The organism is Enterobacter cloacae complex sp. AR_0002, assembly GCF_001922365.1.
GTDB lineage: Bacteria > Pseudomonadota > Gammaproteobacteria > Enterobacterales > Enterobacteriaceae > Enterobacter > Enterobacter hormaechei_C.
The window spans coordinates 2,650,577-2,677,385 of record NZ_CP018814.1; the positions used below are offsets into that span (position 1 = coordinate 2,650,577).

The following is a 26,809-nucleotide window of genomic DNA, read 5'->3' on the forward strand; positions in this document are numbered from 1 at the left end:
ATTCATGACAACGCCAAAGGCGCGCCCGGGTAAGATACCACGTCGAAATAAAGCGGAATCTTACCTGTATTTATCGCCGACGGAAATTATTCCGTGATCAAAGTGCCTTCTTTTTCGCCCATAACAACGCGACGCAGCGCGCCAGGCTTGTTCATATTGAAGACACGGATCGGCAGTTTGTGGTCACGAGCCAGCGTAAAGGCGGCAAGATCCATCACTTTTAGTTCTTTTTCCAGCACTTCGCTGTAGCTCAGCTGATCGTACATGGTCGCTGAAGGATCTTTTGCCGGGTCGGCAGTAAACACGCCATCTACTTTGGTCGCTTTCAGCACCACATCGGCTTCGATTTCGATACCGCGCAGGCAGGCTGCGGAATCGGTGGTAAAGAACGGGTTACCCGTACCGGCGGAGAGGATCACCACGCGGTTGTTGCGCAGCAGGCTGATGGCCTCTGCCCAGCTGTAATTATCGCATACGCCATTCAAAGGAATAGCGGACATCAGGCGAGCGTTCACATAGGCGCGATGAAGCGCATCACGCATCGCCAGGCCATTCATCACGGTTGCCAGCATACCCATGTGGTCGCCCACTACGCGGTTCATCCCCGCTTTCGCCAGACCAGCACCACGGAAAAGGTTGCCACCGCCAATGACCACGCCAACCTGAATACCCAGTTCGACCAGTTCTTTGATTTCCTGTGCCATGCGATCAAGGATGCTTGCGTCAATACCGAAGCCTTCCGATCCTTGCAGCGCTTCGCCACTCAGCTTAAGCAGAATGCGTTTGTACACGGGTTTTGCATTGGTAGCCATGTTTCTTTCCTGAGACTGTCAACGATTAAGATGGGGTTAATTCTGGCGACATGATATGTCGCAAATCAGCACAGCGATACTGGAGCCTGTCTGATTTCGTGAGACGGGTGACAAAAAGAAGCCGCCCTCAGGCGGCTCCTTTTCAATCATTAAGACTGCTTGGACATTGCAGCAACTTCTGCTGCGAAGTCAGTCTCAACTTTCTCGATGCCTTCGCCCACTTCGAAGCGGATGAAGCCAGTTACATCAGCGTTGTGCTCTTTCAGCAGCTGAGCAACAGACTTGCTTGGATCCATTACGAAAGGCTGGCCAGTCAGAGAAACTTCGCCGGTGAATTTCTTCATGCGGCCTTCAACCATTTTCTCTGCGATTTCTTTTGGCTTACCAGACTGCATCGCGATGTCCAGCTGAACCTGGTACTCTTTCTCTACCACTTCAGCAGACACGTCTTCTGGCTTAACGAATTCTGGTTTGCTTGCAGCGATGTGCATTGCCAGCTGTTTAACCAGCTCTTCGTCAGCGCCTTTAGCCGCAACCAGAACACCGATACGCGCGCCGTGCTGGTAAGAGCCCAGAACGTCACCTTCCAGGGAAGCAACGCGACGGATGTTGATGTTCTCACCGATTTTAGCAACCAGCGCAACACGCTCTTCTTCGAACTGTGCTTTCAGAACTTCAACGTCAGTGATTTTGCCTGCAACCGCTGCGTCCAGAACTTTGTTAGCAAATGCCTGGAAACCAGCATCTTTAGCAACGAAGTCAGTCTGGCAGTTAACTTCCAGAATGATGCCGTAGTTGCCGTCGATTTTGGTGATGATCACGCCGTCAGCAGCAACGTTGCCTGCTTTCTTAGCTGCTTTGATCGCACCGGATTTACGCATGTTTTCGATTGCCAGCTCGATGTCGCCGTTCGCTTCGGTCAGCGCTTTTTTGCAATCCATCATGCCTGCGCCAGTACGCTCACGCAGCTCTTTTACCAGGGATGCGGTAATTTCAGCCATTCTTAAATCCTCGGGAGATGTGAACTGCCCGGCCGGGAGCCAAACAGTATAAATTGAAAAAAGGGGCCGATAATGGGCCCCTATTCATACACGGTACTAATAAGGGGTAAAACCTTATTATTCAGCTTCTACGAAGCTTTCTTCCGCCTGAGAAGCCAGATCCTGGGAACGGCCTTCACGAACGGTAGCAGCTACAGCGCTCAGGTACAGGCTAACAGCACGGATTGCGTCGTCGTTACCCGGGATAACGAAGTCAACACCGTCCGGATCGGAGTTGGTATCAACGATAGCGAATACCGGGATACCCAGGTTGTTAGCTTCTTTGATTGCGATGTGCTCGTGGTCTGCATCGATTACGAACAGCGCGTCTGGCAGGCCGCCCATATCTTTGATACCGCCCAGGCTGTTTTCCAGCTTGTCCAGTTCACGAGTGCGCATCAGCGCTTCTTTCTTAGTCAGCTTATCGAAAGTACCGTCCTGAGACTGGGTTTCCAGATCTTTCAGGCGCTTGATGGACTGACGAACAGTTTTCCAGTTGGTCAGCATGCCGCCCAACCAGCGATGGTTCACGAAGAACTGGTCGCAGCTGTTAGCAGCATCTTTCACAGCTTCGCTTGCAGCGCGCTTAGTACCAACGAACAGAATCTTACCTTTACGGGAAGAGATCTTGTTCAGCTCAGCCAGGGCTTCGTTGAACATTGGTACAGTCTTCTCAAGGTTGATGATGTGAACTTTGTTACGTGCGCCGAAGATGAAAGGCTTCATTTTCGGGTTCCAGTAACGGGTCTGGTGACCGAAGTGAACACCAGCCTTGAGCATGTCGCGCATGGAAACAGTTGCCATGTTTAAAACCTCTATATTGAAAGTTGGGGTTATGCCTCCACGTATCCCATATTACCGACCCCGAAGGGCACCCCGGAATATGTGCCGATACGTGTGTGTTGTTACACAAAGTGAGATTTGTCGCTCCCGTCCAGCCTGTGTATCTGAGATGGATCGGAAGTCCGGCGCGCTTTATATCACAAAACACGGCCAGAAACCAATAATTGTTGGCGGAGTGTGCTGTTAATGATTCTCAATTTGGCACGGGGTGCGCCTGACTGATACCATTGACAACACTTACACTAGTATTGTCGAAAAAATCGACACCGATGGACAGATTACATGGCTATCTCTATTAAGACACCTGAAGAAATTGAAAAGATGCGCGTCGCCGGTCGTCTGGCCGCGGACGTGCTGGAAATGATTGAGCCGTTTGTGAAACCGGGCGTCAGCACTGGCGAACTGGATCGCATCTGTAACGACTATATCGTCAACGAACAGCACGCGGTCTCCGCCTGCCTTGGCTATCACGGTTTCCCGAAATCCGTCTGCATCTCTATTAATGAAGTGGTTTGCCACGGCATTCCGGATGACGAGAAGCTGCTGAAAGATGGCGACATCGTCAACATCGACGTGACCGTCATCAAAGACGACTACCACGGCGACACCTCTAAGATGTTCATCGTTGGCAAGCCAACGATTCTGGGCGAGCGTCTGTGCAAAGTAACGCAAGAGAGCCTCTACCTGGCGCTGAAAATGGTGAAGCCGGGCATCCGCCTGCGCACCATCGGCGCCGCAATCCAGAAATTTGTGGAAGCGGAAGGTTTCTCCGTGGTGCGCGAATATTGCGGTCACGGTATTGGTCGTGTGTTCCATGAAGAACCGCAGGTTCTGCACTACGATGCAGACGACGGCGGCGTAGTGCTGCAAAAGGGCATGACCTTCACGATCGAGCCAATGGTCAACGCGGGTGATTACCGCATCCGTACCATGAAAGATGGCTGGACGGTAAAAACCAAAGACAGAAGCTTGTCTGCCCAGTACGAGCATACTATTGTGGTTACAGACAACGGCTGCGAAATTATGACGTTGCGCAAGGATGACACCATCCCGGCGATACTGACGAACATTGAGTGATAAGAAGCCGGCGAATGCCGGCTTTTTTAATGGCGATAGCTTTTTCTTATGGGTGGCGCACGATGAGTAATCTCTTACCCGAACAGTATGCTAACACAGCACTTCCCACCCTCCCCGACCAGCCTGATAACCCGGGCGTCTGGCCACCGCATGAACTGACCTGCGCGCATATCAAAGCCCACATGGAGGTTTTCCATCGCTGGCTGGGAAGCGCATTTGACGCAGGCGTTTCGGCCGAGCAGCTCATTGAAGCGCGCACCGAATTTATCGACCAGCTCCTGCAACGTCTCTGGATCGACTACGGTTTCGGACAGGTGAGCGACGTCGCGCTGGTTGCTGTTGGCGGCTATGGCCGGGGTGAACTGCATCCGCTCTCTGATATCGACCTGCTGATCTTAAGCCGTAAAAAACTGCCGGACGATCGGGCGCAGAAAATCGGTGAACTGTTGACCCTGCTCTGGGACGTAAAGCTGGAAGTGGGCCACAGCGTACGCACGCTGGAAGAGTGTCTGCTGGAAGGGTTATCTGACCTGACCGTCGCCACCAACCTGATTGAAACCCGCCTCCTGATTGGCGACGTGGCGCTGTTCCTCGAACTGCAAAAGCACATCTTTAGCGACGGCTTCTGGCCTTCGGAAAAATTCTTCGCTGCGAAAGTCGAAGAACAAAACCAGCGCCACCAGCGCTATCACGGTACCAGCTATAATCTCGAACCGGATATTAAAAGCAGCCCCGGTGGCCTGCGCGATATCCACACGCTGCAATGGGTCGCCCGTCGCCATTTTGGGGCAACATCGCTGGACGAAATGGTCGGGTTTGGTTTTCTGACCGAAGCCGAACGTAACGAACTCAATGAGTGTCTGCATCTGCTGTGGCGCATCCGTTTTGCCCTGCACCTGGAAGTCACCCGCTACGATAACCGCCTGCTGTTTGACCGACAGCTCAGCGTGGCGCAGCGCCTGAATTACCAGGGCGAGGGCAACGAGCCGGTCGAGCAAATGATGAAGGATTTCTTCCGCGTCACCCGCCGCGTCTCTGAGCTGAACCAGATGCTGTTACAGCTGTTCGATGAGGCGATCCTCGCGCTGACGGCAGACGAAAAACCGCGTCCGATTGATGACGAATTTCAGCTGCGCGGCACGCTGATCGATCTGCGCGACGAAACGCTGTTCATTCGCGAACCGGAAGCGATCCTGCGAATGTTCTATACCATGGTGCGCAACAGCACGATCACCGGGATCTACTCCACTACCCTGCGTCATCTGCGCCATGCACGGCGTCATCTGAAGCAGCCGCTGTGTTACATCCCGGAGGCGCGCTCGTTGTTCCTGAGCATGCTTCGTCATCCGGGCGCCGTCAGCCGCGGACTGCTGCCAATGCACCGTCACAGCGTGCTGTGGGCCTATATGCCTCAGTGGTCGCATATTGTCGGGCAGATGCAGTTCGACCTGTTTCACGCCTATACGGTGGATGAGCACACGATCCGCGTCATGCTGAAGCTGGAAAGTTTCGCTAAAGAAGAGACGCGATCCCGCCATCCGCTGTGCGTTGATCTGTGGCCACGTCTGGCACACCCGGAGCTGATCCTGATCGCTGCTCTGTTCCATGATATCGCCAAAGGTCGCGGCGGCGACCACTCCGTACTCGGTGCCCAGGACGTGCTGAAATTTGCCGAGCTGCACGGCCTGAACTCGCGTGAAACGCAGCTTATCGCCTGGCTGGTTCGCCATCATCTGCTGATGTCGGTTACCGCTCAGCGTCGTGATATTCAGGATCCGGAAGTAATCAAGCAGTTCGCCGAGGAAGTGCAAACGGAGAACCGCCTGCGCTACCTGGTCTGCCTGACGGTAGCCGATATCTGCGCCACCAACGAAACCCTATGGAACAGCTGGAAGCAGAGCCTGCTGCGCGAGCTGTACTTCGCCACCGAAAAACAGCTGCGTCGCGGGATGCAGAATACCCCGGACATGCGCGAGCGTGTGCGCCATCACCAGTTGCAAGCGCTGGCCCTGCTGCGCATGGATAACATCAACGAAGAGGCGCTGCATCAGATTTGGGCGCGCTGTCGCGCCAACTACTTTGTACGCCACAGCCCAAACCAGCTTGCCTGGCACGCCCGGCATCTGCTGAAGCACGATCTGACGAAACCGATGATTCTGCTTAGCCCGCAGGCCACGCGCGGCGGGACGGAGATCTTTATCTGGAGCCCGGACCGGCCTTATTTGTTTGCAGCGGTCTGTGCCGAGCTGGACAGGCGTAACCTGAGCGTTCACGACGCGCAGATTTTTACCACCCGCGACGGCATGGCGATGGACACCTTTATTGTGCTGGAGCCGGACGGCAGCCCGCTGTCGTCGGACAGGCATGAGGGGATACGCTTTGGCCTTGAGCAGGCGATTACGCAGCGCAGCTGGCAACCTCCGCAGCCGCGCCGTCAGGCGGCAAAACTGCGCCACTTTACCGTCGATACCGAGGTCAATTTCCTGCCGACCCATACCGACCGTAAATCGTTCCTTGAGTTGATTGCGCTCGACCAGCCAGGGCTACTCGCCCGCGTCGGCCAGGTTTTTGCCGATCTGGGAATTTCGCTTCACGGCGCCCGAATTACAACGATTGGCGAACGAGTAGAAGATTTATTTATAATCGCGACAGCCGACCGGCGTGCCCTTAATAATGACCTGCAACTTGAAGTGCAACAACGGTTGACAGCAGCCCTCAATCCAAACGATAAAGGGTGACGTGTTTTTTAGTGAAATGGAAAGAGTAAACAATGCAGCAGTTACAGAACGTTATTGAGTCCGCTTTTGAGCGTCGCGCCGACATCACTCCGGCAAATGTGGATACCGTGACCCGTGAAGCGGTAAACCAGGTTATTTCCCTGCTGGATTCCGGCGCGCTGCGCGTGGCAGAAAAAATCGACGGTCAGTGGGTTACTCATCAATGGCTGAAGAAAGCTGTGCTGCTCTCTTTCCGCATCAACGATAACCAGGTTATCGACGGAGCAGAAAGCCGCTACTTCGATAAAGTGCCAATGAAATTTGCGGATTACGACGAAGCGCGCTTCCAGAAAGAGGGCTTCCGCGTAGTACCACCGGCAGCCGTTCGTCAGGGGGCATTCATCGCACGCAACACCGTGCTGATGCCATCCTACGTGAACATCGGCGCCTACGTTGACGAAGGCACCATGGTGGACACCTGGGCTACCGTCGGCTCCTGCGCGCAGATCGGTAAAAACGTTCACCTGTCCGGCGGCGTGGGCATCGGTGGCGTTCTTGAGCCACTTCAGGCTAACCCAACCATCATCGAAGACAACTGCTTCATCGGCGCACGTTCCGAAGTGGTTGAAGGCGTGATCGTCGAAGAAGGTTCTGTGATCTCCATGGGCGTGTACATTGGCCAGAGCACCCGTATTTACGATCGCGAAACCGGTGAAATTCACTACGGCCGCGTTCCAGCCGGTTCCGTTGTGGTTTCCGGCAACCTGCCGTCTAAAGATGGCAAATACAGCCTGTATTGCGCGGTCATCGTGAAAAAAGTGGACGCGAAAACGCGCGGTAAAGTAGGCATCAATGAACTGCTGCGCACCATCGATTAATCGGGTATAACAAAAAGCGGGGGCAACCCCGCTTTTTTTATATCCGAAGGTGGCGAAAATAGATTTTTTCGTTAATTATTCATAGGTTATGTTGAGATCAAGGGTACCGCTATGTACGATAATCTGAAAAGTCTGGGCATTACCAATCCTGATGAAATTGATCGTTATAGTCTTCGCCAGGAAGCCAATAACGATATTTTGAAAATCTATTTTCACAAGGACAAAGGAGAGTTCTTCGCCAAAAGCGTGAAGTTTAAATACCCTCGCCAGCGTAAGACCGTTGTCGCTGACGGTATCGGTCAGGGATATAAAGAAGTACAGGAAATCAGCCCTAACCTGCGCTACGTGATCGACGAACTCGATCAAATCTGCCAGCGCGATCGCAGCGAAGTCGATCTGAAACGTAAGATCCTTGACGACCTGCGTCACCTGGAAAGCGTAGTCACCAATAAGATCAGCGAGATTGAAGCGGATCTTGAGAAATTGACGCGGAAATAAAAGCAAAACGGCAATCCTTGATTGCCGTTTTTAATGTTTGCGCCCTCTCCCTGTGGGAGAGGGATGGGGTGAGGGCACCAGACCGCACTCAGCTATCTCTGCTCATCCAGCTGCAACGCCACATACAGCAGTAGCCGGTCGTCAAAATTCCCTAAATCCAGCCCCGTCAGTTCCGAGATCCGGTTAAGCCGATACTCCAGCGTATTACGGTGAATAAACAGCGCTTTTGACGTTGCCAGCGGCTGCACGTTATGCCGGAACCATGCCTGCAACGTGCGGCGCAGCAGTCCGTTATTGTCCATCGCTTTCAGACGCACAAGCGGACGCGCCAGCTCGTTGGCCTGCCAGCCACCGCGCAGGCTGTCGAGCAGGACCGGCAGCATCAGATCCTGATAGAAATAACTGCGGCTCTCCGGCATGCGCTGTTTACCCACCATCATGGTGGTGCGCGCCGTTCGCCATGAACGGGCGATACTCCCCGGCCCGGTAAAGTAATTTCCCAGCGCGACGCGAAAACGGAGCTGTCCGTTCTCCTTCATGCGCTCGATGAGCAGCTCAACGCGGCGACGATGATCTTCCGCGTCCCAGCGGCCAAACTGATTAAGCGCAGGCTTGAGCACCACCATTTCCGTTAAAGAGACGATTGCCACCAGGTTGTTACGCTCCGGCGTCGCCAGCATGTTTTGCAGCTGCTGTAGCTCCACCATGGCGCTGTCCACGCCAAGCTGGCCGCTATCCACCTCAATAACGGCAACCACGCGCGGCTGATTCAGGTCGATACCCAGACGCTGCGCCCACTCGCTCAGGGCAGGCGTATGCTCCTCCGCCTGAATCAAATTCATCACCAGCTCTTCGCGCAGGCGGCTGTCCTGGGCGAGCAGGTGCATCAGACGCGACTGCTCCAGCATCATCTCCGCCGTCATGCAGACCAGCTCACCGTATTTACGCAGCGATTCAGGATCGCCGGTCAGACCGATAACGCCAACAATCTCTCCTTCCAGACGCAGCGGCAGGTTGATCCCCTGACGAACCCCGTGCAGATGTTTCGCCACGGCGTCATCGATGTCGACCACGCGCCCCTGAGAGAGCACCAGCAACGCCCCTTCGTGCAATTCCCCAATACGCTCACGATCGCCGCTGCCGATAATGCGCCCACGGGCATCCATTACGTTGATATTGGTATCAATGATGCGCATGGTTCGCGCCACGATATCCTGCGCCATTTTGGTATCAAAATGCCAGCCAGCCATAAAACCCTCCCGTGAGCAGAGCTCAAGCATAGGGAAGTTCAGCTAAGGCTGCATTGTGCAGATGCCCAAAGGCAGAGAGAGATGTATGGAGTTGTGGGAAAGGTCACAGAAACGAGAAAGCCCCTGCGAACAGGGGCTTAAGATGATTACTGCATCAGGAGATAAATAGAAGTATCACCACGCTGAATATTCAGTGCCAGCACGGACGGCTTGCTGTCGAGAATTTTGCGCAGTTCAGCGATGTTTTTCACCGGCTGCTGGTTAGCGCCCATGATCACATCACCTTTTTTCAGGCCGATACGGGCAGCAGGTGAGTTCGCTTTCACGTTGTTCACCACCACGCCTTTATCTGCCCCTTTGTTGCTCATCTCAGCACCTTCAATACCGCTGAAGATGGTGCTGGAATCCACCTGATTCTGACTGCTCTGTTGCAGTTCCAGGCTCACGTTAACCGGCTTACCTTCACGCAGCAGGCCGAGGGTCACTTTACTGCCGATTGGCATAGAACCCACTTCCGCACGCAGGGCGGCAAAGCTGCTGATCGGTTTACCGTTCAGAGAGGTGATCACGTCACCCGCTTTAATGCCGGCTTTCGCCGCCGAGGAGTTCGGCATGACCTGGCTTACGAATGCGCCGCGCTGAGCGTCTACTTTCATCGCTTTCGCCAGCTCGGAGTTCAGCTCGGTACCCATGATACCCAGCTCACCGCGTTTCACCTGTCCATATTGCACCATCTGCGCAGTCAGGTTTTTCACCATGTTGCTCGGGATAGCAAAGCCGATACCGATGTTGCCACCGTCCGGTGCCAGGATAGCGGTGTTGATACCGATCAGTTCACCATTCAGGTTAACCAGCGCACCGCCGGAATTACCACGGTTAATGGCCGCATCCGTCTGGATGAAGTTTTCATAGTTTTCCGCATTCAGGCCGCTACGTCCCAGCGCCGAGACGATACCCGAGGTCACGGTTTCGCCCAGACCAAACGGGTTACCGATGGCGACGGTGTAGTCACCCACGCGCAGCGCGTCAGAGTCGGCAAGCTTAATCGCCGTCAGGTTCTTCGGATCCTGGATTTGAATCAGCGCGATATCGGAGCGCGGGTCTTTACCGACCACTTTGGCATCGAATTTACGGCCATCGCTCATCTGCACCTTAATGGTGTTAGCATTATCCACCACGTGGTTATTGGTCACCACGTAGCCTTTGGCTGCATCAATAATCACGCCCGAGCCGAGTGCCATGAATTTCTGCTGCTGGCCGCCGCCCATGCCGTCATCCCCTGCACCGCCGCCCTGACAGAACGGGGAGCTCTGGAATGGCGAACCGTCCTGGCAGAATGGCGAATTGTCGCCGAAGAACTGCTGGAAATTACGCGGCATACGCGGCGTATTGACGGTTGTGCTGCCCTCAACGTTAATACTCACCACCGATGGCATCACTTTTTCGAGCATCGGGGCCAGGCTTGGCATCTGCTGCGCAGTCGCTGCCGAGGAAGCTGTCTCGGCCGCCGTCGCCAGAGGGGACAGCGCTAAACCTAAACTCAGAGCCAGTGCACTCATTGCTAATGTGGTTTTTTTCATGTTTCTCAATCTCGATTTACCAGATAACGCAAAATTGCTGTGTAACTCAGATTCGTTTTATACCGCTTAGTTCCGGGATTAAGTTTATGGAAAAAGTAAAAATTTATTGGTCGTCTTTACAAAACTCATGGCTTATTCAACGGCCATAAGCTTGCGGTATTCATCCCAGGCATACAAATCTGTCATCCCGCTGATATAGTCCTGGATAAGACGACAGCGATAATAATATTCCATGACTGGCCATTGGGAAGAATGACGTTCTATTTTACTGACGGCTTCAATGTATGCCAGCCGGTGGCGCGTTGAAAGCTTCTGATAGAGACGAGATTCAATCGGCAGGCGGCGAACACGTTCATTTTCGACCAGCTCGCTAAACTCATCGACCGTCAGCTGGAGCAGCGGGCCATAAATCTCCAGCAACCCGCTGATAACCCGGTATCCTTGCAGCTCCAGCTGCTCGACATCCGGGTGGCTGAAAACATGGCGAACAGCCACGTTTTTATATAATTCAAGAAGCTGGCTAAAACTGCTCTCATCTTCCAGCAGGGCGTGATTAAATTCCCCGCTAAATATCATCGGCAAATTATCAATGAAACGGGCGGCTGCATACGGCACCAGTTTATTCAGCGTGTTTACTCGCAAATACATAAAGAACTGATCTTCGGTACTGCGGCTCAGCGAATTTGAACGCGATTTATCCCAGGCATTCTCGACGACCTGCGCAAACAGAGAACCTTTTTCATGCTCTCCCCAGGCATCATGAAGATGCTGATACAGCTCCTCGACGCTGAATATTCTTTTTTCCACCGCGTCTTCCAGATCGGCCACGCAATAAGAAATGTCATCAGCCGCTTCCATAATCCATGTCAATGGAAAACGGCCATTGGGGGTCAGAGACAGTTCTTTACGCAACCGCGCGATATATGCTTCTTCCGATAAGTAATAGCCCGGTTTTTTCATCAGGTAGCTATGCGTGGCGGGCGTTTCTCCGGTCCACCACGCGGGACGCGTGTATTTAAGAATACAGCCCACCTGGGCCCAGGTCAGATTCATCCGCATCAGGGAGTGCACCAAACGGATCCCCTGCGCGTTACCTTCGAAATGACACAGATCCTGGCGCACCTTACGGCGCAGATCGTTCAGGCTATCTTCACCTTCACGCAGGCGTAAATCGCGTACCAAACAGCGGTCATCGCTGAGCGGCTGGCTTATGGCATCAGAGGGAAAAAGCCGCTGTTTAAACCAGTCATTGATGGCGGCCTCGCCGAAATGACCAAAGGGAGGATTGCCGATATCGTGCATCAGGCAGGCCATCTCAACGATGCTTTCGAACGGGCCGGTCAGTTCATCCAGTCCGTAGGTTTCCAGCAGACGTTGCTCTTTAAGGCGGCTGAGGATCTCTTTCGCAATGTAGCGTCCCACCTGCTGCACTTCCATGGAGTGCGTTAACCGCGTACGCACCGCGGCGTTACGCTCCAGCGGGAACACCTGGGTTTTTTGCTGTAACCGGCGGATGGCGGGCGAATTGATGATGCGTCCGCGATCGCTTTCAAAAATGCGCAGGATCTCATGTTCGCTCTTATCGCCCTGTGGCGAACGGAAACGTCGGTGCCAGTTAATTTTGGTGCGAAAATCGATTGGTGCCATGTGCTCCCCCGCGTGAGAATGCGTTTCCCCTTAACCGCATGATAGACTATGCATCTTAACAAGGCACATCGCGAGTAAATCTATGAAAATCGGCATTATTGGTGCAATGGAAGAAGAAGTTACGCTGCTGCGTGACAAAATTGAGAACCGTCAGACCCTCTCCCTCGGTGGCTGTGAGATCTACACCGGCCAGCTGAACGGTGTTGACGTGGCTCTGCTGAAATCAGGCATCGGTAAAGTTGCAGCGGCACTGGGCGCGACCCTGCTGCTTGAGCGCTGCAAGCCTGACGTTATCATTAATACAGGTTCTGCGGGCGGTCTGGCGCCGACGCTGAAAGTGGGCGATATCGTGGTTTCCGACGAAGCGCGTTACCACGATGCAGACGTCACCGCATTCGGCTACGAATATGGTCAGCTTCCGGGCTGCCCGGCCGGGTTTAAAGCGGATGATAAGCTGATTGCCGCCGCTGAAAGCTGCATCAACGAGCTGAACCTCAATGCGGTGCGTGGCCTGATCGTCAGCGGCGATGCCTTTATCAACGGCTCTGTTGGTCTGGCGAAAATCCGTCATAACTTCCCGCAGGCTGTGGCCGTTGAGATGGAAGCCACGGCCATTGCGCACGTGTGCCATAACTTCAGCGTGCCGTTCGTGGTCGTTCGCGCGATCTCTGACGTAGCGGACCAGCAGTCCCACATCAGCTTCGACGAGTTCCTGGCCGTTGCGGCCAAGCAGTCCACCGTGATGGTGGAAACCCTGGTGCAGAAACTGGCGCGTGGGTAAGGTGTCATTCAGGGCGCTGGTCGCCCTGCTTCTGTTCGCTCCGGCCTGGCTCATCGCCGCGCCGCGGGTGATCACACTCTCCCCTGCCAATACGGAACTGGCTTTTGCCGCCGGGATCACGCCCGTTGCGGTGAGCAGCTTTTCCGATTATCCACCGCAGGCCGCCCAAATCGAACAGGTTGCCACCTGGCAGGGAATGAATCTGGAACGCATCGTTGCGCTAAAGCCCGATCTGGTACTCGCCTGGCGCGGCGGTAATGCCGAACGGCAGGTAAACCAGCTCTCTTCGCTGGGAATAACGGTTAAATGGGTGGACGCGGTGAGCATCGAACAGGTGGCGCAAACCCTCCGTGACCTCGCGCCCTTCAGCCCTACCCCCCAACGCGCCGGACAGGCTGCACAGCAGATGCTCAACGACTATGCCGCGCTAAAAGCCCGATACGGCACGCAACCGAAACAACGCGTTTTTCTGCAATTTGGCAGCCAGCCGCTGTTCACTACCGGGAAAGGTTCGATCCAGAACCAGGTGCTTGAAACCTGTGGAGGTGAAAATATCTTTGCCGAAAGTCGGGTCCCCTGGCCCCAGGTCAGTCGTGAGCAGGTTCTGGCGCGACAACCGCAGGCCATTGTGGTGGTCGGAAATGCGAGCGAGATTCCTAAAATAGAACAATTCTGGCATCGGCAGCTTAAAATTCCGGTCATCGCACTCAACAGCGACTGGTTTGAACGCGCCAGCCCGCGTATTATCCTCGCCGCAAAACAACTCTGCGCCGAACTGGCAGAGAGTCACTCAAACAGATAAATACCCCTTCGAGGATTTAACGATGCTCGTGTATTGGCTGGATATTCTTGGCACAGCCGTTTTTGCTATCTCCGGCGTTTTGCTTGCCGGAAAACTACGCATGGATCCTTTTGGCGTACTGGTGCTCGGCGTCGTTACGGCGGTGGGAGGCGGAACGATCCGCGATATGGCGCTGGCAAATGGCCCGGTATTTTGGGTAAAAGATCCCACGGATCTGGTGGTGGCGATGGTCACCTGCCTGTTAACCATCGTGCTGGTTCGTCAGCCTCGCAGACTGCCAAAATGGATATTACCGGTGCTGGATGCCGTCGGTCTGGCGGTCTTTGTGGGAATAGGCGTGAACAAAGCCTTTATTGCCGGGACTGGCCCGCTGGTGGCGATCTGCATGGGGGTGTTAACTGGCGTGGGCGGAGGGATTATTCGCGACATACTGGCGCGAGAAGTCCCGATGATCCTGCGAACGGAAATCTACGCGACGGCCTGTATCATCGGGGGGATCGTTCACGCCACGGCGTATTACACCTTTGCTGTCCCGCTGGAGAATGCGGCGATGCTGGGGATGGTGGTCACGCTGGTGATCCGTTTAGCGGCGATACGCTGGCACCTGAAGCTGCCGACCTTTGCGCTGGATGAAAATTCAAGATAGGTGTCGTTTATAAGCCCGGTAGCGCTTCGCTTACCGGGCCTACAATCTGCGTCCAGGCTTAAATACTGAACGAAGAACCACACCCGCAGGTGCTGGTCGCATTCGGGTTAGTCACCACAAAGCGCGAACCTTCCAGACCTTCAGTGTAGTCCACTGAACCGCCCACCAGATATTGCAGGCTCATCGGATCAACCACCAGCGCGACGCCCTGTTTCTCGATAGTCATATCACCATCGTTAACCTGGTCGTCAAAGGTAAAACCATACTGGAAGCCACTACAGCCGCCGCCGGTAATATAAACACGCAGTTTCAGATCCGGATTGTCCTCGTCGGCAATCAGGGTTTTCACTTTTTTCGCTGCTGCTTCGGTAAATTCCAGCGGCAACGCTACGTCATCACTCATCTTATGCTCCCATGAATACTGCGACTGCTATTGGGCAAAAATCACCCAATTCTTTTTGTCATTATCTAATACCCTGGTAATTCATTCAAGTATTCTGCTTCAGGGCCTGTTCAGCTTCCTGTTTCGCCAGGGTACGGGCAAGAATGGTGGAGTATAGCGGTTTTCCACCCAGGAATTGGGCTAATAGTGTCGCGCCGAGACAGGTAATGATCATTGGCAAAATGAGCTGGTAATTGTCGGTCATTTCCAGCACCAGTACGATCCCGGTAAGCGGCGCGCGCAGGGAGGCCGCCAGCAGCGCCCCCATTCCCGCCACCGCAAACGTCCCCGCGTCCAGATGATAGGCCGGGAAGCCAACCGCTGCCGCCATGCCAAACGCCGTGCCCAGCAGCGTTCCCAGCGCCAGCATCGGGGCAAATATGCCGCCCGGTGCGCCGGAGGAGAAGCACAGCACGGTCGTGATAACCCGCGAGATAAACATAAACAGCAGCAGCCCCACGCTGAAATTCCCCGCCGCGGCAATGGGAATCAGGCCGAAACCGCCGCCCGCCGCGTTCGGTTCGATGAAGCCGAGGATCCCGCACACGCCGCCAAGCAGGCCCCCCACCAGCACCCATTTCGTGGTATTTCCGCCATGGATGCGCTGAAACATATCCTGAGCCCGTAAAATCAGGGTGTTAAAAAGCGGGCCAACGACGCCAAAAATCATCCCAAGAACCAGATACAGCCACAAAGTATTGACCGGCGCATTGGTCAGCTTGCCAACTTCAATCACCGCCCCTTCGCCATTAAAGACGCGAAAGACAATGCTCGACATAATCACGCCGGTAAACACCGCTTTAATGGAGATCAGGTTGTAGCGGAACTGGGCGCGCATCTCTTCAATGATAAACAGGATACCCGCCAGCGGCGCGTTAAACGCCGCAGACAGCCCCGCCGCCGCCCCCGTCGCCAGCAACGTATGCCGTGCTTCGGCGCTGCGCATACGGAACAGATCGCCGACCATGCGCCCGACGTTACCGCCCAGCTGTACCGTTGGCCCTTCCCGACCGAGCACCATGCCCGCCCCGAGCGTTCCCATCCCGCCGATAAATTTCACAGGAAGTACCCGCCACCAGCGAACCGGGCGTAGCTCCTCCAGCGCCCCCTCAATTTCCGGGATCCCCGAGCCGCCCGCTTCGGGTGCGAATTTACGTACCAGGAAATAGCCCACCATGGCAAACAGGGCCGAAAGGCCAAAGGCCCACACCCAGACCAGCCATTCCCGATCCGCAAAGCTGGCGACGGTGCCTATGCGCCAGTTGAGCACCGCGTTGACGGCTTTTTCAAACGCGACGCCCACGAGACCGGCCAGCGTGCCCACAACGGCAGCTGCCAGCAGAATGGCCAACGGGGTTTTGTCACGGTTGAGCAGCCGCCGGATGCTGACCCGGCGCTTCGCGCGCGTAAACTGCTGTTGTTCAAAAGACGGAGTGTTCTCGTTCATTACCTTTTCTGTTTCGTCATACAAATGGCCGCAGGGATTTTACCAGAGACAATCCCCTCGTCCCCTGAAAAATACTTAACAATTGTTAAGCCTTCTGAGGGGCAAAAATTTTATAACCTCTTCCGAATCACTTAGAATAGTTGCCTTAACTTATTTCTACGAACCAGGAACGACGCCATGAGCAAGTCTGAAAACCTCTACAGCGCAGCCCGCGAGCTTATCCCAGGCGGCGTAAACTCACCGGTGCGCGCCTTTACCGGCGTGGGTGGCACCCCGCTGTTTATCGAACGTGCGGATGGCGCATATCTGTATGATGTGGATGGTAAAGCCTATGTCGATTACGTCGGCTCCTGGGGCCCGATGGTACTGGGCCACAACCACCCGGCGATCCGCAACGCGGTGATTGAAGCCGCTCAGCGCGGCCTGAGCTTCGGCGCGCCAACCGAGATGGAAGTTAAAATGGCGGAGCTGGTCACCGAGCTGGTGCCAACGATGGACATGGTGCGTATGGTGAACTCCGGTACGGAAGCGACCATGAGCGCCATCCGTCTGGCGCGCGGCTTTACCGGCCGTGACAAGATTATCAAGTTCGAAGGCTGTTACCATGGCCACGCCGACTGCCTGCTGGTAAAAGCCGGTTCCGGCGCGCTGACGCTCGGTCAGCCTAACTCTCCGGGCGTGCCGGCTGACTTCGCAAAACACACCCTCACCTGCACCTATAACGATCTGGACACCGTTCGCGCGGCGTTCGAGCAGTATCCGCAGGAGATCGCCTGCATTATCGTCGAACCGGTGGCGGGCAACATGAACTGTATCCCACCGCAGCCTGACTTCCTGCCGGGCCTGCGCGCACTGTGCGATGAGTTCGGCGCGCTGCTGATCATCGACGAAGTGATGACCGGTTTCCGCGTCGCACTGGCGGGGGCGCAGTCATACTACGGCGTCGAGCCGGATCTGACCTGCCTCGGCAAGATCATTGGCGGCGGCATGCCTGTCGGCGCGTTTGGCGGCCGTAAGGACGTAATGGACGCACTGGCGCCAACCGGTCCGGTTTACCAGGCGGGTACGCTCTCCGGTAACCCGATTGCGATGGCGGCGGGCTTTGCCTGTCTGACCGAAGTGGCGCAGCCGGGCATCCACCAAACCCTGACGGACCGGACGACGCAGCTGGCAAACGGTCTGCTGGAAGCCGCAGAAGACGCGGGTATTCCGCTGGTGGTAAACCACGTCGGCGGGATGTTCGGGATTTTCTTCACCGAGGCGAAAACCGTGACCTGCTATCAGGACGTGGTGAAATGCGACGTGGAACGCTTCAAACGCTTCTTCCACCTGATGCTGGTAGAAGGCGTGTATCTGGCCCCGTCAGCGTTTGAAGCGGGCTTTATGTCCGTGGCGCACAGCGAAGAAGATATCAATAACACCATCGACGCAGCGCGTAAGGTGTTTGCGAAGCTGTAAAATGTGCGGCTTGATGCCCTCACCCCAGCCCTCTCCCACAGGGAGAGGGAGCAAACACTAAAACGGCAATCTAAGGATTGCCGTTTACTTTTATTACCGACTCTGCTTTCTCAACAGATATATAAAGTACGGCGCGCCGATAAAGGTCGACAGCAGGCCCGCCGGGATCTGATACGGGAACAGCACCATCCTTCCGCACCAGTCAGCAAAGACCAGGATCGCCCCGCCCGTCAGCGCAGAGATCACGATATGTGGCAAAGTCCTGCGGAAGCCCATCATACGGGCGATATGCGGCGCCATTAATCCGACAAAACTGAGCGGGCCGATATTCATGGTGGCCGTCGCCGTCAGGCACGCGGCCAGCAGCAACAGGGCGATGCGCGTTGGCGTCAGCGCCACCCCGACCGCGCGAGCGGTATCCCCACCCAACGGCAGAATAGTCATCCAGCGACGGCACAGCGGCACAATCGCCAGCAGCACGATCATTACAATCCCGGTATACACCACCTGACTGCCGGTGGCGTTGTATGTTGAACCAGAAATCCAGGTCAGGATCTGCGCCATGCGCGGATCGCCGCTCGCCTGCAACATCATCAGCAGCATAGTAAATGCGGTGCTGAGCGCCATCCCGGCCAGCAGCATGCGGTGAGGCGAGAAACCGCCGCGCCCGGAGGCGATCAGGATAATCATCAGCGTCGCCGCCGCACCGATACTCCCGGCAGGCATCAGCCAGCCGAAGGCATTCCCCGGCACGAGAAACAGCATCAACACCACGCCAAACGCGGCGCCGGAACTGATGCCCAGGACTTCCGGGCTTGCCATCGGGTTACCGGTCAGACGCTGGATAATACAGCCCGCCACCGCCAGCATGACGCCCGCAATCAGCGCGGAGAAGATCCGCGGCCAGCGCCACTGCATGAGTTCATGCAGCAAATCCCCCGTCGCCCAATGCCAGCCCGTGGCGTCGCGTCCCAGCGAGAGTGCGGCAAACGAGGCGATAACCAGCACTGCCAGCCCGGCAAGGCTGAACCACACCACCGACTGACGCTCAGCATGTACTTTATCGCCGGCATCCATTGCCGGGGCGCTAATGCTGCGCAGGCGCGGCAAGAGCCACAGCAGCAGCGGCGCGCCGATCAGGGCCGTCACCGAGCCCGTGGAAACTTCCATCCAGACGCGCGCCAGCCAGAGAATGAGCTGATCGGAAAGCCAGAGGATCAGCGCACCAATCAGCGGCGCCAGCATCAGGCGCGCCAGCAGACGGCGTGCGCCGAGCATTTTTGCCAGCAGCGGCGCAAACAGGCCGATAAAGCCGATGATGCCGACGGCGTTAACCAGTAACGCGCTGAGCACAATCGCCAGGGTCAGGGCCGCCAGACGCGCCAGCGACAGCGCCAGCCCGAGATTGCGCGCCACGCCGTCGTCCAGGCCCATCAGCGTGAGCGGACGCAGCAGCAGCAGTGTCAGCACCACGCCGCCAAACAGCTGCGGCCACAGGCGCTGAACGATACTCCAGTCGGTCTGGGTGAGCGTGCCGGTACTCCACATAAACATGCTTTGCAACTGGTCGTGGTGAAACAGCACCAGCAGCTGGTTGATCGCCCCACAGTAGAGGCTGACGACCAGCCCCGCGAGGATCAGCGTGACCGGCGAGAGACGTTTTCCCCAGGCCACGCCAAAGACCAGCGCACCGACCACGCATGCACCTGCCAGCGCGGCAAACTGCGAGGTTAACGCTCCCGGCAGGGTCCAGAGAATGGTGATGGTGATCCCCAACTGAGCCCCCGTCGCCACGCCCAGCGTGGTGGGCTCCGCCAGCGGGTTACGTAGCACCTGCTGAAACAGTACGCCCACCAGTCCCAGTCCCGCCCCGACCAGCAGGGAGATAGCCAGACGCGGCAGCAGGCTGTAGTGGAACAGCATTTGCTGAATATTATCGATATCCGGTGCGGCAAACGCGGCTGCCCACTGATCGCGCGGCAACGCCGTTGTCAGGTTAAAGCCGGTTAACGCCAGGGCAGCCAGAAAAATGATTGCTAACAGTAACATCGGGAAACGGGCCATACGCGTGCTCATGCCTTGCCTCCCAGTGCATTGTCCAGCACGCGGGCAAAATGCATGGCCGACAGCGTCGCGCCGTAGAACCATACCGCTGGCGCGCGCAGGAAGCGCTGCTCGCGGACGAACGGCATTGCCTGCCAGAGCGGGGTCGCCATCAGGGTTTGCATCTCGCGCTCATTGCCGTGGTCAAAGCACAGCACGTCCACATCACGAAACGCCGCCAGACGGTCAATCCCCACGGCGGTACTGCCCCAGAACGTCATCTCGCCTTCCCAGGCATTGCGAATGCCAAAGCTGTCGAGCACTTCCTGGAACAGACAGTTATTTCCAAAGACCAGCATATGGCGGGCATCCAGCAGGGTCACCATCAGCAAAGGCCGATCGCCACGGTGGGCAAAGCGCGGCTTAAGGGAATCAATCAGCGCATCAAATTCATCGAGGTGTTTTTTCGCCTGAGCCTCACGGTTGAGGAACTGCGCCATCTCGTGGATGGAATTTTTTGCCATGGTCAGCGGCTTTTTACCGTCGCTAAAGGAAAAGCCCCGTCCGGGCGCAATCTTCGCCATGGTCTCTTCCGACGGACCATACCCCGCAGACCAGAATAAATAAGACGGTTTCATCTGGGTGAGAAGCTCAAGGTTCGGCTCCGTACGCAGACCGATGTCGATGACGGAGTCCGGCAGTTTTGGCTCATTCACCCACAGGGTGTAGTTGGGAATATCGGCCACACCGTAAGGCGTCACGCCCAGCGCCATCATCAGTTCAACGGGCAACCACTCCAGCGCCACGATGCGGTGCGGATCGATAGCGGCAGCGCGGGCCGGGCCCATCTTTAACAGCAGCGGTGAGAGCGCCATGGCCGTCAGCAGGCGACGGCGGCTAATGAAAGTTGAATCCAGCATCAGTAGACAAAGCTCACGGGTGCAGCCCCGGCCGGGTGAGGCAGGATGCCCATAGGAATACCGTAGATATGTTCCAGCGTTTCGCTACGCATCAGTTCGGCAGGCGTACCCTGAGCGATCATTTCACCGCCGCGCAGCGCTACCAGATAGTCGCAATAGCGTGCCGCCATGTTGATATCATGCAGAACGGCAATCACCGTCAGGCCGCGCTGCTGACTTAAGCGATGCACCAGCGCCAGGACGTCAACCTGATGAGCAATATCCAGCGCCGACGTGGGTTCGTCGAGCAGCAGGCAGCGGCTGTCCTGCGCCACCAGCATTGCGATCCATGCGCGCTGACGCTCGCCACCGGACAGGCTATCCACCAGACGGTGCGCCAGCGGTTTTAATCCCACCAGCGCGATCGCCTCTTCCACTTTCTCTCTGTCAGCAACGCCAAAACGCCCGAGCGCACCGTGCCACGGATAACGTCCAATCGCCACCAGCTCGCGCACCGTCATCCCCTCCGCCTGCGGCAACTGCTGCGGCAGATAGGCCACCTTGCGGGCAAAGGCCTTACTGCTCCAGCTCGCCAGCGGCTGGTCATCCAGCAAAATGTCGCCCTCGGACGGTGGCTGATGACGGCCCAGCATCTTCAGCAGCGTCGATTTACCGGAACCATTGTGCCCGATTAAACCGGTCACTTTACCTGCGGGAAACGTCAAAGAGAGCGGATGCAGCAAGGTGCGCCCGGGTACGCGAAAGGAGAGATTATTGAGCGTGAAGGTGGAGTCGGATTGCGTTTTGTTATCCTGCATGTCAGCCAACTTAAATAAAAAGGGCACGGCGAACCGTGCCCATAAAGAGGTTAGAAGCGGAAGGTCGCCGTGGCAACAACCTGGCGTCCTGCTCCCCAGTAGCATGCATACTCGCTGTAGCAGCTGGAGACGTATTCACGGTCAAAGATGTTGTTCACGTTGACGCCGACGGAAGAGCCCGGCAGACCGAAGCGCGCCAGATCGTATTTCACGGTCGCATCCGCCAGGGCATAACCCGCGACGTTAAAGGACTCATAGGCTTTAGGCGACGCTGAGGAGTAGTACGTCACCGTGTTACCGATGTAACGCGCGCCTGCACCGACGGTCAGGCCACTCAGCGCCGTCTCGTGGAAGGTGTAATCCGCCCAGAGGGATGCCATGTTGCGCGGTACTTCTGCCGGACGACGACCTTCATACCAGGTATCGTGGGTGTATTCCGCATCGGTGTAGCTGTAGGCCGCCGTCACGTTCACGTTAGCCGACACCGCCGCTTTCGCTTCCAGCTCAAAGCCACGGGAGCGAATTTCACCGCCCTGCACGCTAAAGCCGCTGGTCGGGTTCGCCGGATCGGCGGTCAGGTTATTGTTCTTGGTCAGCTGGTATACCGCTGCCGTCACCACAACAGGCAGATCTTTTGGAACATACTTCACGCCCGCTTCATATTGCTTGCCGCGTGCCGGATCGAACGGTTTACCACCCTGAGTAGTGCCAGAGAGCGGTTCGAAAGATTCACTGTAGCTGAAGTATGGTGTAATCCCGTTGTCGAACAGGTAGTTAATCCCCCCGCGCCAGGTAAATGCCTGATCGTTAATTTCCGCGGTGGTTCCGTTATTACGGTTAAAGGCAGACGTTTTCGCAAAGTCATAGCGGCCACCCAGGGTGAGTACCCACTTATCCCATTCCGCCTGATCCTGCGCATAGAGACCGGTCTGCTCCTGGCGATTGAGCATGGCATACGGGAAGTTCACATTAACGTTCGCATTGCCGTGCTGCGGATTGTTCATGCTGATCGGATCGGCGGTACCGTAGTCAGCATCAATGTCATTGCGCATACGAAGGTAATCCACACCCGTCAGCAGGGTATGGTCAACGGCGCCGGTCGCGAATTTCGACTGGAGCTGTGTATCAACCGTGAACGAGTTGAGGTCTTCATCTGAGCGCACGTACGCGCGGCTGATCTGGGCCGGGGCGATATAGCCGTTACCGTAAACTGAACGGTAAAGCGTGTTGATTTTGGTATAACGCAGGTTCTGACGCACGGTGAAGGTGTCGTTGAATTCATGCGCGAAGCTGTAACCCACCATTTTCTGACGACGGGAGATCTTATTGTCTTCATCGCCTTCGTTGAAGTCGGTCGGCAGTTTGTGCGCTTTTCCGTTAGCATCATAGTAAGGCACAACGGTACCTTCACGCGGCAGCCAGCCGTAGTAACCCGCATCCGGATCGCTCTGGAAGTTGCTCAGGAAAGTGAAATCGGTTTTATCATCAGGACGCCAGCTGAAAGACGGCGCAATCGCGTAACGAGTAGACTTCACCATTTCCTGCTGCGCATTTTCACTGCGCCCCAGACCGGTCAGACGGTAGGACCACACGCCGTCATCGTCAATCGCGTCGCTGAAATCAAACCCGGTCTGCCAGAGGTTATCCGTCCCCATTTTGAACTGAATTTCTTTCAACGGTTCCGTAGTTGGACGCTTGCTGACCATACTCACTACGCCGCCAGGATGGCTTTTGCCATACAGTACAGACGTCGGGCCACGCAGCAGCTCTACGCGCTCAAGGAAGTACGGGTCCATGGACGCTTCAGAGTAGTTGTCTCCCTGCAACTTCATACCATCCAGATACTGGTTGGTATTCACGGTGCTGGAGGTCGTGAAACCACGAATCGAAACCACATCGTAAGTTGTTGATGCGCCGCGCGTTGCGAAAACGCTTGGGGTATAGGCCAGCGCCTGTTTAACCGTTCCCGGCTGTTTCATGTCCATCTCTTCACGTGTAACCACGGAAATAGACTGCGGGGTTTTCTCGATCGGTGTATCGGTTTTCGTCGCCGTTGCAGTGCGCTTTGCTGCAATCGTCGGTGCAGGACCCCAGGCACTTTCCTGTGCAGCCGGTGCGGCAGTCACGGTGATGGTTTCTTCTTTCTTGGGGGTTTCAGCGGCCTGTGCGTAAGCAGGCATGCCGGCAACCGCTGTGGCTACGACGACTGCGAGTTTACGCAGCGACGTGTTAATTGGCTGAGCAGTATTGGAAAGCGCCATGATGGATCTCTGATGGAAAAGGTGAATGATAACGTAAACGAGAATTATTATTATGACCGCAGAATAATATGCGAAACGCTGACGGCATAGCAAGCGATATGCGGCCCTACAAGAATTGAGGGTTTAAGAAATAATCAACGGAAAATGGGTCGTTAATAAGGATTGTAAACAGGGTTAAGGAAATGAGTTACTGAGGTGAAAAAATACCCCCTTCCTGAGAAGGGGGTATCAGTAGGGTTAGTTCCCGCCGAACATATCCTTGATCCAGCCGGCGACGCCGTCGCTGTCTTTCTTCTCTTCCTGCTGCTGCGGCTGTTGCTGCTGCGGCTGCTGAGGTTGAGAAGACTGATCGAACGGGTTACCTGTCGGTTCTTCTGGCTGGCTTTGCTGGCACAGCGCATCCGGGTTGGTCGTCCAGACCGGCAGCGTACGCACGCCACCGCCGCAAATGAAGTTACCCGAGCTGTCCACGCCCATATCGACGATATCTTCCGGAGCAACGAGGTTCAGCGGCACCGGAGACTGATTCGCGAGGTAGCGCTGGTAAATCGACATAGCACCGCTCGCGCCATACAGTTTGGTCGGCTGGTTGTTATCTCGCCCCACCCAGGTGATGACCACTTCACGACCATCAATACCGGCGAACCAGGTATCGACATTGTTGTTGGTGGTCCCGGTTTTACCCGCCAGATGCAGACCAGGATACTTCGCCCCCAGCTGACGACCGGTACCGCGCTGAACCACCTGCTGCATGGTCCACAGCGTCATATAGGCCGCCTGTGCCGGAACAGCGCGCTCCGCCTGCGGGAAGCTCTGATACAGCACGGAGCCATCTTCGGCAATCACCGAACGCAGAGCGGAGAGCGGCGCTCGGTTACCGCCGCTGGCGATGGTCTGGAACGCCTGCGCCACTTCGATTGGCGTCAGGTTAAGCGCCCCCAGGATCATCGCTGGCACAGGGTGCAGCTGATCTTTCGGTACGCCCAGCTTCTGCCAGGTGTCGGTGATGGCTGGCAGGCCCAGCGCCATCCCGAGGTTAACCGTTGGCACGTTCATCGAGCGGGTTAACGCATCCACCAGCATCACCTGACCGCTGAACTGTCTGTCATCGTTCTGCGGTGACCATACCTGGCCGTTAGGCTGGCGCAGGGAGATTGGCGCATCGGCAATCCAGGTGTTCAGTCGATAGAGGTTCGGCTGGCTCAGCGCGGTCAGATAAGTCGCCGGTTTTGCCAGTGAACCAATCGAACGACGCGCCTGCATTGCGCGGTTATAGCCCGCATACTGTGGCTCAGCACCGCCCACCATGGCACGAACTTCGCCGGTGTTACGGTCAACCACTACCATCGCGGTTTCCAGATCGCTCAGCTTACGCTGCTTTTTCAGCACCGGAATACCTTCTACCGCCGCTTTTTCTGCCGCATCCTGCGCCACGGAATCAAAGGTGGTAAAGATCTTCACGCCTGAGAGATCTTTCACTTTATCTCCGAGCTTCGACTGCAACTCCTGACGCACCATCTGCATAAAGGCAGGCTGCGGAGAGATCACCCCACCGCGCGGCTGAACGCCCAGCGGACGTGCGCTCAGCATGTCGTACAGCTCCTGGTCAATCACCTGCTGTTGTTGCAGCAGACGCAGCACCAGGTTACGACGCTCCAGCGCCAGTTTCGGGTTACGCCACGGGTTGTAGATCGACGCGCCTTTCACCATGCCCACCAGCAGCGCCTGCTGGTCAAGGCTCAGCTCTTCTACCGGACGGCCAAAGTAGTACAGGCTCGCCAGCGGGAAGCCGCGGATCTCGTTATCGCCGCTCTGACCGAGGTACACCTCGTTCATGTACAGCTCAAGAATACGATCCTTGCTGTAGCGCGCATCCATCAGCACGGCCATGTACGCTTCGTTGGCTTTACGCCAGTAAGAGCGCTCGCTGGAGAGGAACAGGTTTTTCACCAGCTGCTGGGTCAGGGTACTCGCCCCCTGCACCGTACGCCCGGCGGTCAGGTTCGCCAGTACCGCACGACCAATGGAGTAAAGGCTGATACCGTCGTGCTCGTAGAAGTGGCGATCTTCGGTTGCCAGCAGGGTATCCACCAGCAAATCCGGGAAGCCGTTACGCGCCACGAACAGCCGCTGTTCGCCGTTTGCGGACGACAGCATGGTGATGAGACGCGGATCGAGACGGAAGAAACCGAACTGGCGATCGTTATCCATGTTCTCAATGGTTTCCAGACGATCGCCGTCAAAGGTCAGACGCGCGCGCACCTGCCCTTCTTTACTGTCCGGGAAGTCGAACGGACGGCGGATCATCTCAATACTTTTCGCCTGGACGGTAAATTCGCCTGGACGGGTCATTTTCGTGACCTGACGATACTGCGTGGCTTGCAGCAGCTTCACCATCTCGTTCTTGCTGATGGACATGTCCGGCTCAAGGTTCACCATGCGGCCGTATACTGCCGCAGGCAATTGCCAGACTTTCCCGTCAATACGGCTGCGGATCTTCTGATCCAGATAAACGCCGTAAATCGCGATCAGGACAACAAAAACAATGAACAGCTTCAGCAGCAGCCAGAACCAGCCGCGCTTACCACGAGGCTTACGCCCTTTGCCTTTCCCTTTACGCGGCATCGGTTCTTCATCCTCATAATCGTCTTCATAGTCATCGTCATACTCCTCATCTCTGAGGCGACGACGGCTTACCTTTTCTTTCGCCGGACGCGTCGGCTTTCCCTTACGTCCTATTGGCTCGCGGTCATTCCCCGCCATGCTTTTTCTCCGCAACATTCAGGCGCAAAGGCCAGATTTTCTTATCTTGCACAGGTCAGTGAAAGAAGAAATCTCTCAAAGTTTGTTTCTCCCTCTCCCTGTGGGAG

Annotated in this window: 21 protein-coding genes; 8 read left to right on the forward strand and 13 right to left on the reverse strand. The window is 56.1% G+C overall.

All coding sequences use genetic code 11. The features are described 5' to 3' along the window. Positions 1-86: 86 nt before the first annotated feature. The 3 genes from pyrH to rpsB form a co-directional block, all read right to left on the reverse strand. Positions 87-812 carry a UMP kinase gene (pyrH, locus tag AM329_RS13110; protein WP_003856194.1) on the reverse strand — a complete coding sequence of 242 codons (726 nt, stop codon included), beginning with the start codon at positions 810-812 and terminating at the stop codon, positions 87-89. Between the two features lie 149 nt (positions 813-961). Next, positions 962-1,813, reverse strand: coding sequence for a translation elongation factor Ts (tsf, locus tag AM329_RS13115; RefSeq protein ID WP_003856196.1), 852 nt, complete (start codon positions 1,811-1,813; stop codon positions 962-964). 117 nt (positions 1,814-1,930) lie between these two features. After that, a complete protein-coding gene (gene rpsB, locus AM329_RS13120) occupies positions 1,931-2,656 on the reverse strand; it encodes a 30S ribosomal protein S2 (RefSeq protein WP_003856207.1) in 726 nt (241 codons plus the stop codon). A gap of 321 nt (positions 2,657-2,977) precedes the next feature. Between rpsB and map the strand changes: the two genes are divergently transcribed. From map to AM329_RS13140, 4 genes are all read left to right on the forward strand, one after another. Continuing rightward, entirely contained in the window at positions 2,978-3,772 is a 795-nt protein-coding gene (map, locus tag AM329_RS13125) for a type I methionyl aminopeptidase (protein ID WP_003856208.1), read from the forward strand. A gap of 62 nt (positions 3,773-3,834) precedes the next feature. Beyond that, on the forward strand, positions 3,835-6,510 hold the full coding sequence (gene glnD, locus AM329_RS13130; RefSeq protein WP_003856210.1) for a bifunctional uridylyltransferase/uridylyl-removing protein GlnD: 2,676 nt from the start codon (positions 3,835-3,837) through the stop codon (positions 6,508-6,510). A 32-nt stretch (positions 6,511-6,542) separates the two neighbouring features. Beyond that, entirely contained in the window at positions 6,543-7,367 is an 825-nt protein-coding gene (gene dapD, locus AM329_RS13135; protein WP_003856214.1) for a 2,3,4,5-tetrahydropyridine-2,6-dicarboxylate N-succinyltransferase, read from the forward strand. 111 nt (positions 7,368-7,478) lie between these two features. Further along, complete coding sequence (locus AM329_RS13140) at positions 7,479-7,865, forward strand: DUF3461 family protein (RefSeq protein ID WP_003856216.1); 387 nt, start codon at positions 7,479-7,481, stop codon at positions 7,863-7,865. A 92-nt stretch (positions 7,866-7,957) separates the two neighbouring features. Here the strand turns inward: AM329_RS13140 and AM329_RS13145 are convergent, their stop codons facing one another. From AM329_RS13145 to dgt, 3 genes are all read right to left on the reverse strand, one after another. Then, positions 7,958-9,115: a CdaR family transcriptional regulator gene (locus AM329_RS13145; RefSeq protein ID WP_032608541.1), complete on the reverse strand. Its 1,158-nt coding sequence runs from the start codon at positions 9,113-9,115 to the stop codon at positions 7,958-7,960. A 146-nt stretch (positions 9,116-9,261) separates the two neighbouring features. Continuing rightward, positions 9,262-10,695 (reverse strand): serine endoprotease DegP, encoded by a 1,434-nt coding sequence (degP, locus tag AM329_RS13150; RefSeq protein ID WP_003856219.1) that lies wholly within the window; start codon positions 10,693-10,695, stop codon positions 9,262-9,264. A gap of 132 nt (positions 10,696-10,827) precedes the next feature. Further along, complete coding sequence (dgt, locus tag AM329_RS13155; RefSeq protein WP_032608540.1) at positions 10,828-12,342, reverse strand: dGTPase; 1,515 nt, start codon at positions 12,340-12,342, stop codon at positions 10,828-10,830. Positions 12,343-12,424: 82 nt separating this feature from the next. Here dgt and mtnN point away from each other — a divergent pair, with 82 nt between their 5' ends. From mtnN to AM329_RS13170, 3 genes are read left to right on the forward strand one after another with little or no spacing between them, the layout of a single operon-like run. Beyond that, positions 12,425-13,123, forward strand: a complete 699-nt coding sequence (gene mtnN / locus AM329_RS13160) for a 5'-methylthioadenosine/S-adenosylhomocysteine nucleosidase (protein ID WP_003856223.1) — start codon at positions 12,425-12,427, stop codon at positions 13,121-13,123. Beyond that, entirely contained in the window at positions 13,116-13,925 is an 810-nt protein-coding gene (gene btuF / locus AM329_RS13165; RefSeq protein ID WP_032608538.1) for a vitamin B12 ABC transporter substrate-binding protein BtuF, read from the forward strand. Before mtnN ends, btuF begins: the two co-directional genes overlap by 8 nt. Before the next feature lie 22 nt (positions 13,926-13,947). Beyond that, entirely contained in the window at positions 13,948-14,571 is a 624-nt protein-coding gene (locus AM329_RS13170; protein WP_003856227.1) for a TRIC cation channel family protein, read from the forward strand. A gap of 58 nt (positions 14,572-14,629) precedes the next feature. Here AM329_RS13170 and erpA read toward each other — a convergent pair whose 3' ends face one another. Both erpA and clcA read right to left on the reverse strand, forming a co-directional pair. Beyond that, entirely contained in the window at positions 14,630-14,974 is a 345-nt protein-coding gene (erpA, locus tag AM329_RS13175) for an iron-sulfur cluster insertion protein ErpA (RefSeq protein ID WP_003856230.1), read from the reverse strand. Positions 14,975-15,059: 85 nt separating this feature from the next. Then, on the reverse strand, positions 15,060-16,460 hold the full coding sequence (clcA, locus tag AM329_RS13180; RefSeq protein WP_032608537.1) for a H(+)/Cl(-) exchange transporter ClcA: 1,401 nt from the start codon (positions 16,458-16,460) through the stop codon (positions 15,060-15,062). Between the two features lie 177 nt (positions 16,461-16,637). Here clcA and hemL point away from each other — a divergent pair, with 177 nt between their 5' ends. After that, positions 16,638-17,918, forward strand: a complete 1,281-nt coding sequence (gene hemL / locus AM329_RS13185) for a glutamate-1-semialdehyde 2,1-aminomutase (RefSeq protein WP_032608536.1) — start codon at positions 16,638-16,640, stop codon at positions 17,916-17,918. Between the two features lie 93 nt (positions 17,919-18,011). On the opposite strand, the gene fhuB is transcribed toward hemL, so the two are convergent. The 5 genes from fhuB to mrcB all read right to left on the reverse strand — a co-directional run bounded on the left by fhuB (position 18,012) and on the right by mrcB (position 26,702). Then, positions 18,012-19,994 (reverse strand): Fe(3+)-hydroxamate ABC transporter permease FhuB, encoded by a 1,983-nt coding sequence (gene fhuB, locus AM329_RS13190; protein WP_032608535.1) that lies wholly within the window; start codon positions 19,992-19,994, stop codon positions 18,012-18,014. Continuing rightward, positions 19,991-20,881 (reverse strand): Fe(3+)-hydroxamate ABC transporter substrate-binding protein FhuD, encoded by an 891-nt coding sequence (gene fhuD, locus AM329_RS13195; RefSeq protein WP_003856240.1) that lies wholly within the window; start codon positions 20,879-20,881, stop codon positions 19,991-19,993. Before fhuD ends, fhuB begins: the two co-directional genes overlap by 4 nt. Then, a complete protein-coding gene (fhuC, locus tag AM329_RS13200) occupies positions 20,881-21,678 on the reverse strand; it encodes a Fe3+-hydroxamate ABC transporter ATP-binding protein FhuC (RefSeq protein ID WP_003856242.1) in 798 nt (265 codons plus the stop codon). The genes fhuD and fhuC overlap by 1 nt, the downstream gene beginning before the upstream one ends. A 50-nt stretch (positions 21,679-21,728) precedes the next feature. After that, entirely contained in the window at positions 21,729-23,939 is a 2,211-nt protein-coding gene (fhuA, locus tag AM329_RS13205; protein WP_032608533.1) for a ferrichrome porin FhuA, read from the reverse strand. A 237-nt stretch (positions 23,940-24,176) separates the two neighbouring features. Next, on the reverse strand, positions 24,177-26,702 hold the full coding sequence (gene mrcB / locus AM329_RS13210; protein WP_032608531.1) for a bifunctional glycosyl transferase/transpeptidase: 2,526 nt from the start codon (positions 26,700-26,702) through the stop codon (positions 24,177-24,179). Between the last annotated feature and the right edge of the window lie 107 nt (positions 26,703-26,809).

Bases quoted from the DNA above. Each gene is read 5' to 3' on its own strand.
- dgt (WP_032608540.1), bottom strand. From the start codon at position 12,342: ATGGCACCAATCGATTTTCGCACCAAAATTAACTGGCACCGACGTTTC.
- fhuD (WP_003856240.1), bottom strand. From the start codon at position 20,881: ATGCTGGATTCAACTTTCATTAGCCGCCGTCGCCTGCTGACGGCCATG.
- AM329_RS13170 (WP_003856227.1), top strand. From the start codon at position 13,948: ATGCTCGTGTATTGGCTGGATATTCTTGGCACAGCCGTTTTTGCTATC.
- dapD (WP_003856214.1), top strand. From the start codon at position 6,543: ATGCAGCAGTTACAGAACGTTATTGAGTCCGCTTTTGAGCGTCGCGCC.
- fhuA (WP_032608533.1), bottom strand. From the start codon at position 23,939: ATGGCGCTTTCCAATACTGCTCAGCCAATTAACACGTCGCTGCGTAAA.
- AM329_RS13145 (WP_032608541.1), bottom strand. From the start codon at position 9,115: ATGGCTGGCTGGCATTTTGATACCAAAATGGCGCAGGATATCGTGGCG.
- degP (WP_003856219.1), bottom strand. From the start codon at position 10,695: ATGAAAAAAACCACATTAGCAATGAGTGCACTGGCTCTGAGTTTAGGT.
- hemL (WP_032608536.1), top strand. From the start codon at position 16,638: ATGAGCAAGTCTGAAAACCTCTACAGCGCAGCCCGCGAGCTTATCCCA.
- tsf (WP_003856196.1), bottom strand. From the start codon at position 1,813: ATGGCTGAAATTACCGCATCCCTGGTAAAAGAGCTGCGTGAGCGTACT.
- mtnN (WP_003856223.1), top strand. From the start codon at position 12,425: ATGAAAATCGGCATTATTGGTGCAATGGAAGAAGAAGTTACGCTGCTG.
- clcA (WP_032608537.1), bottom strand. From the start codon at position 16,460: ATGAACGAGAACACTCCGTCTTTTGAACAACAGCAGTTTACGCGCGCG.
- erpA (WP_003856230.1), bottom strand. From the start codon at position 14,974: ATGAGTGATGACGTAGCGTTGCCGCTGGAATTTACCGAAGCAGCAGCG.
- fhuB (WP_032608535.1), bottom strand. From the start codon at position 19,994: ATGAGCACGCGTATGGCCCGTTTCCCGATGTTACTGTTAGCAATCATT.
- fhuC (WP_003856242.1), bottom strand. From the start codon at position 21,678: ATGCAGGATAACAAAACGCAATCCGACTCCACCTTCACGCTCAATAAT.
- map (WP_003856208.1), top strand. From the start codon at position 2,978: ATGGCTATCTCTATTAAGACACCTGAAGAAATTGAAAAGATGCGCGTC.
- pyrH (WP_003856194.1), bottom strand. From the start codon at position 812: ATGGCTACCAATGCAAAACCCGTGTACAAACGCATTCTGCTTAAGCTG.
- mrcB (WP_032608531.1), bottom strand. From the start codon at position 26,702: ATGGCGGGGAATGACCGCGAGCCAATAGGACGTAAGGGAAAGCCGACG.
- rpsB (WP_003856207.1), bottom strand. From the start codon at position 2,656: ATGGCAACTGTTTCCATGCGCGACATGCTCAAGGCTGGTGTTCACTTC.
- AM329_RS13140 (WP_003856216.1), top strand. From the start codon at position 7,479: ATGTACGATAATCTGAAAAGTCTGGGCATTACCAATCCTGATGAAATT.
- glnD (WP_003856210.1), top strand. From the start codon at position 3,835: ATGAGTAATCTCTTACCCGAACAGTATGCTAACACAGCACTTCCCACC.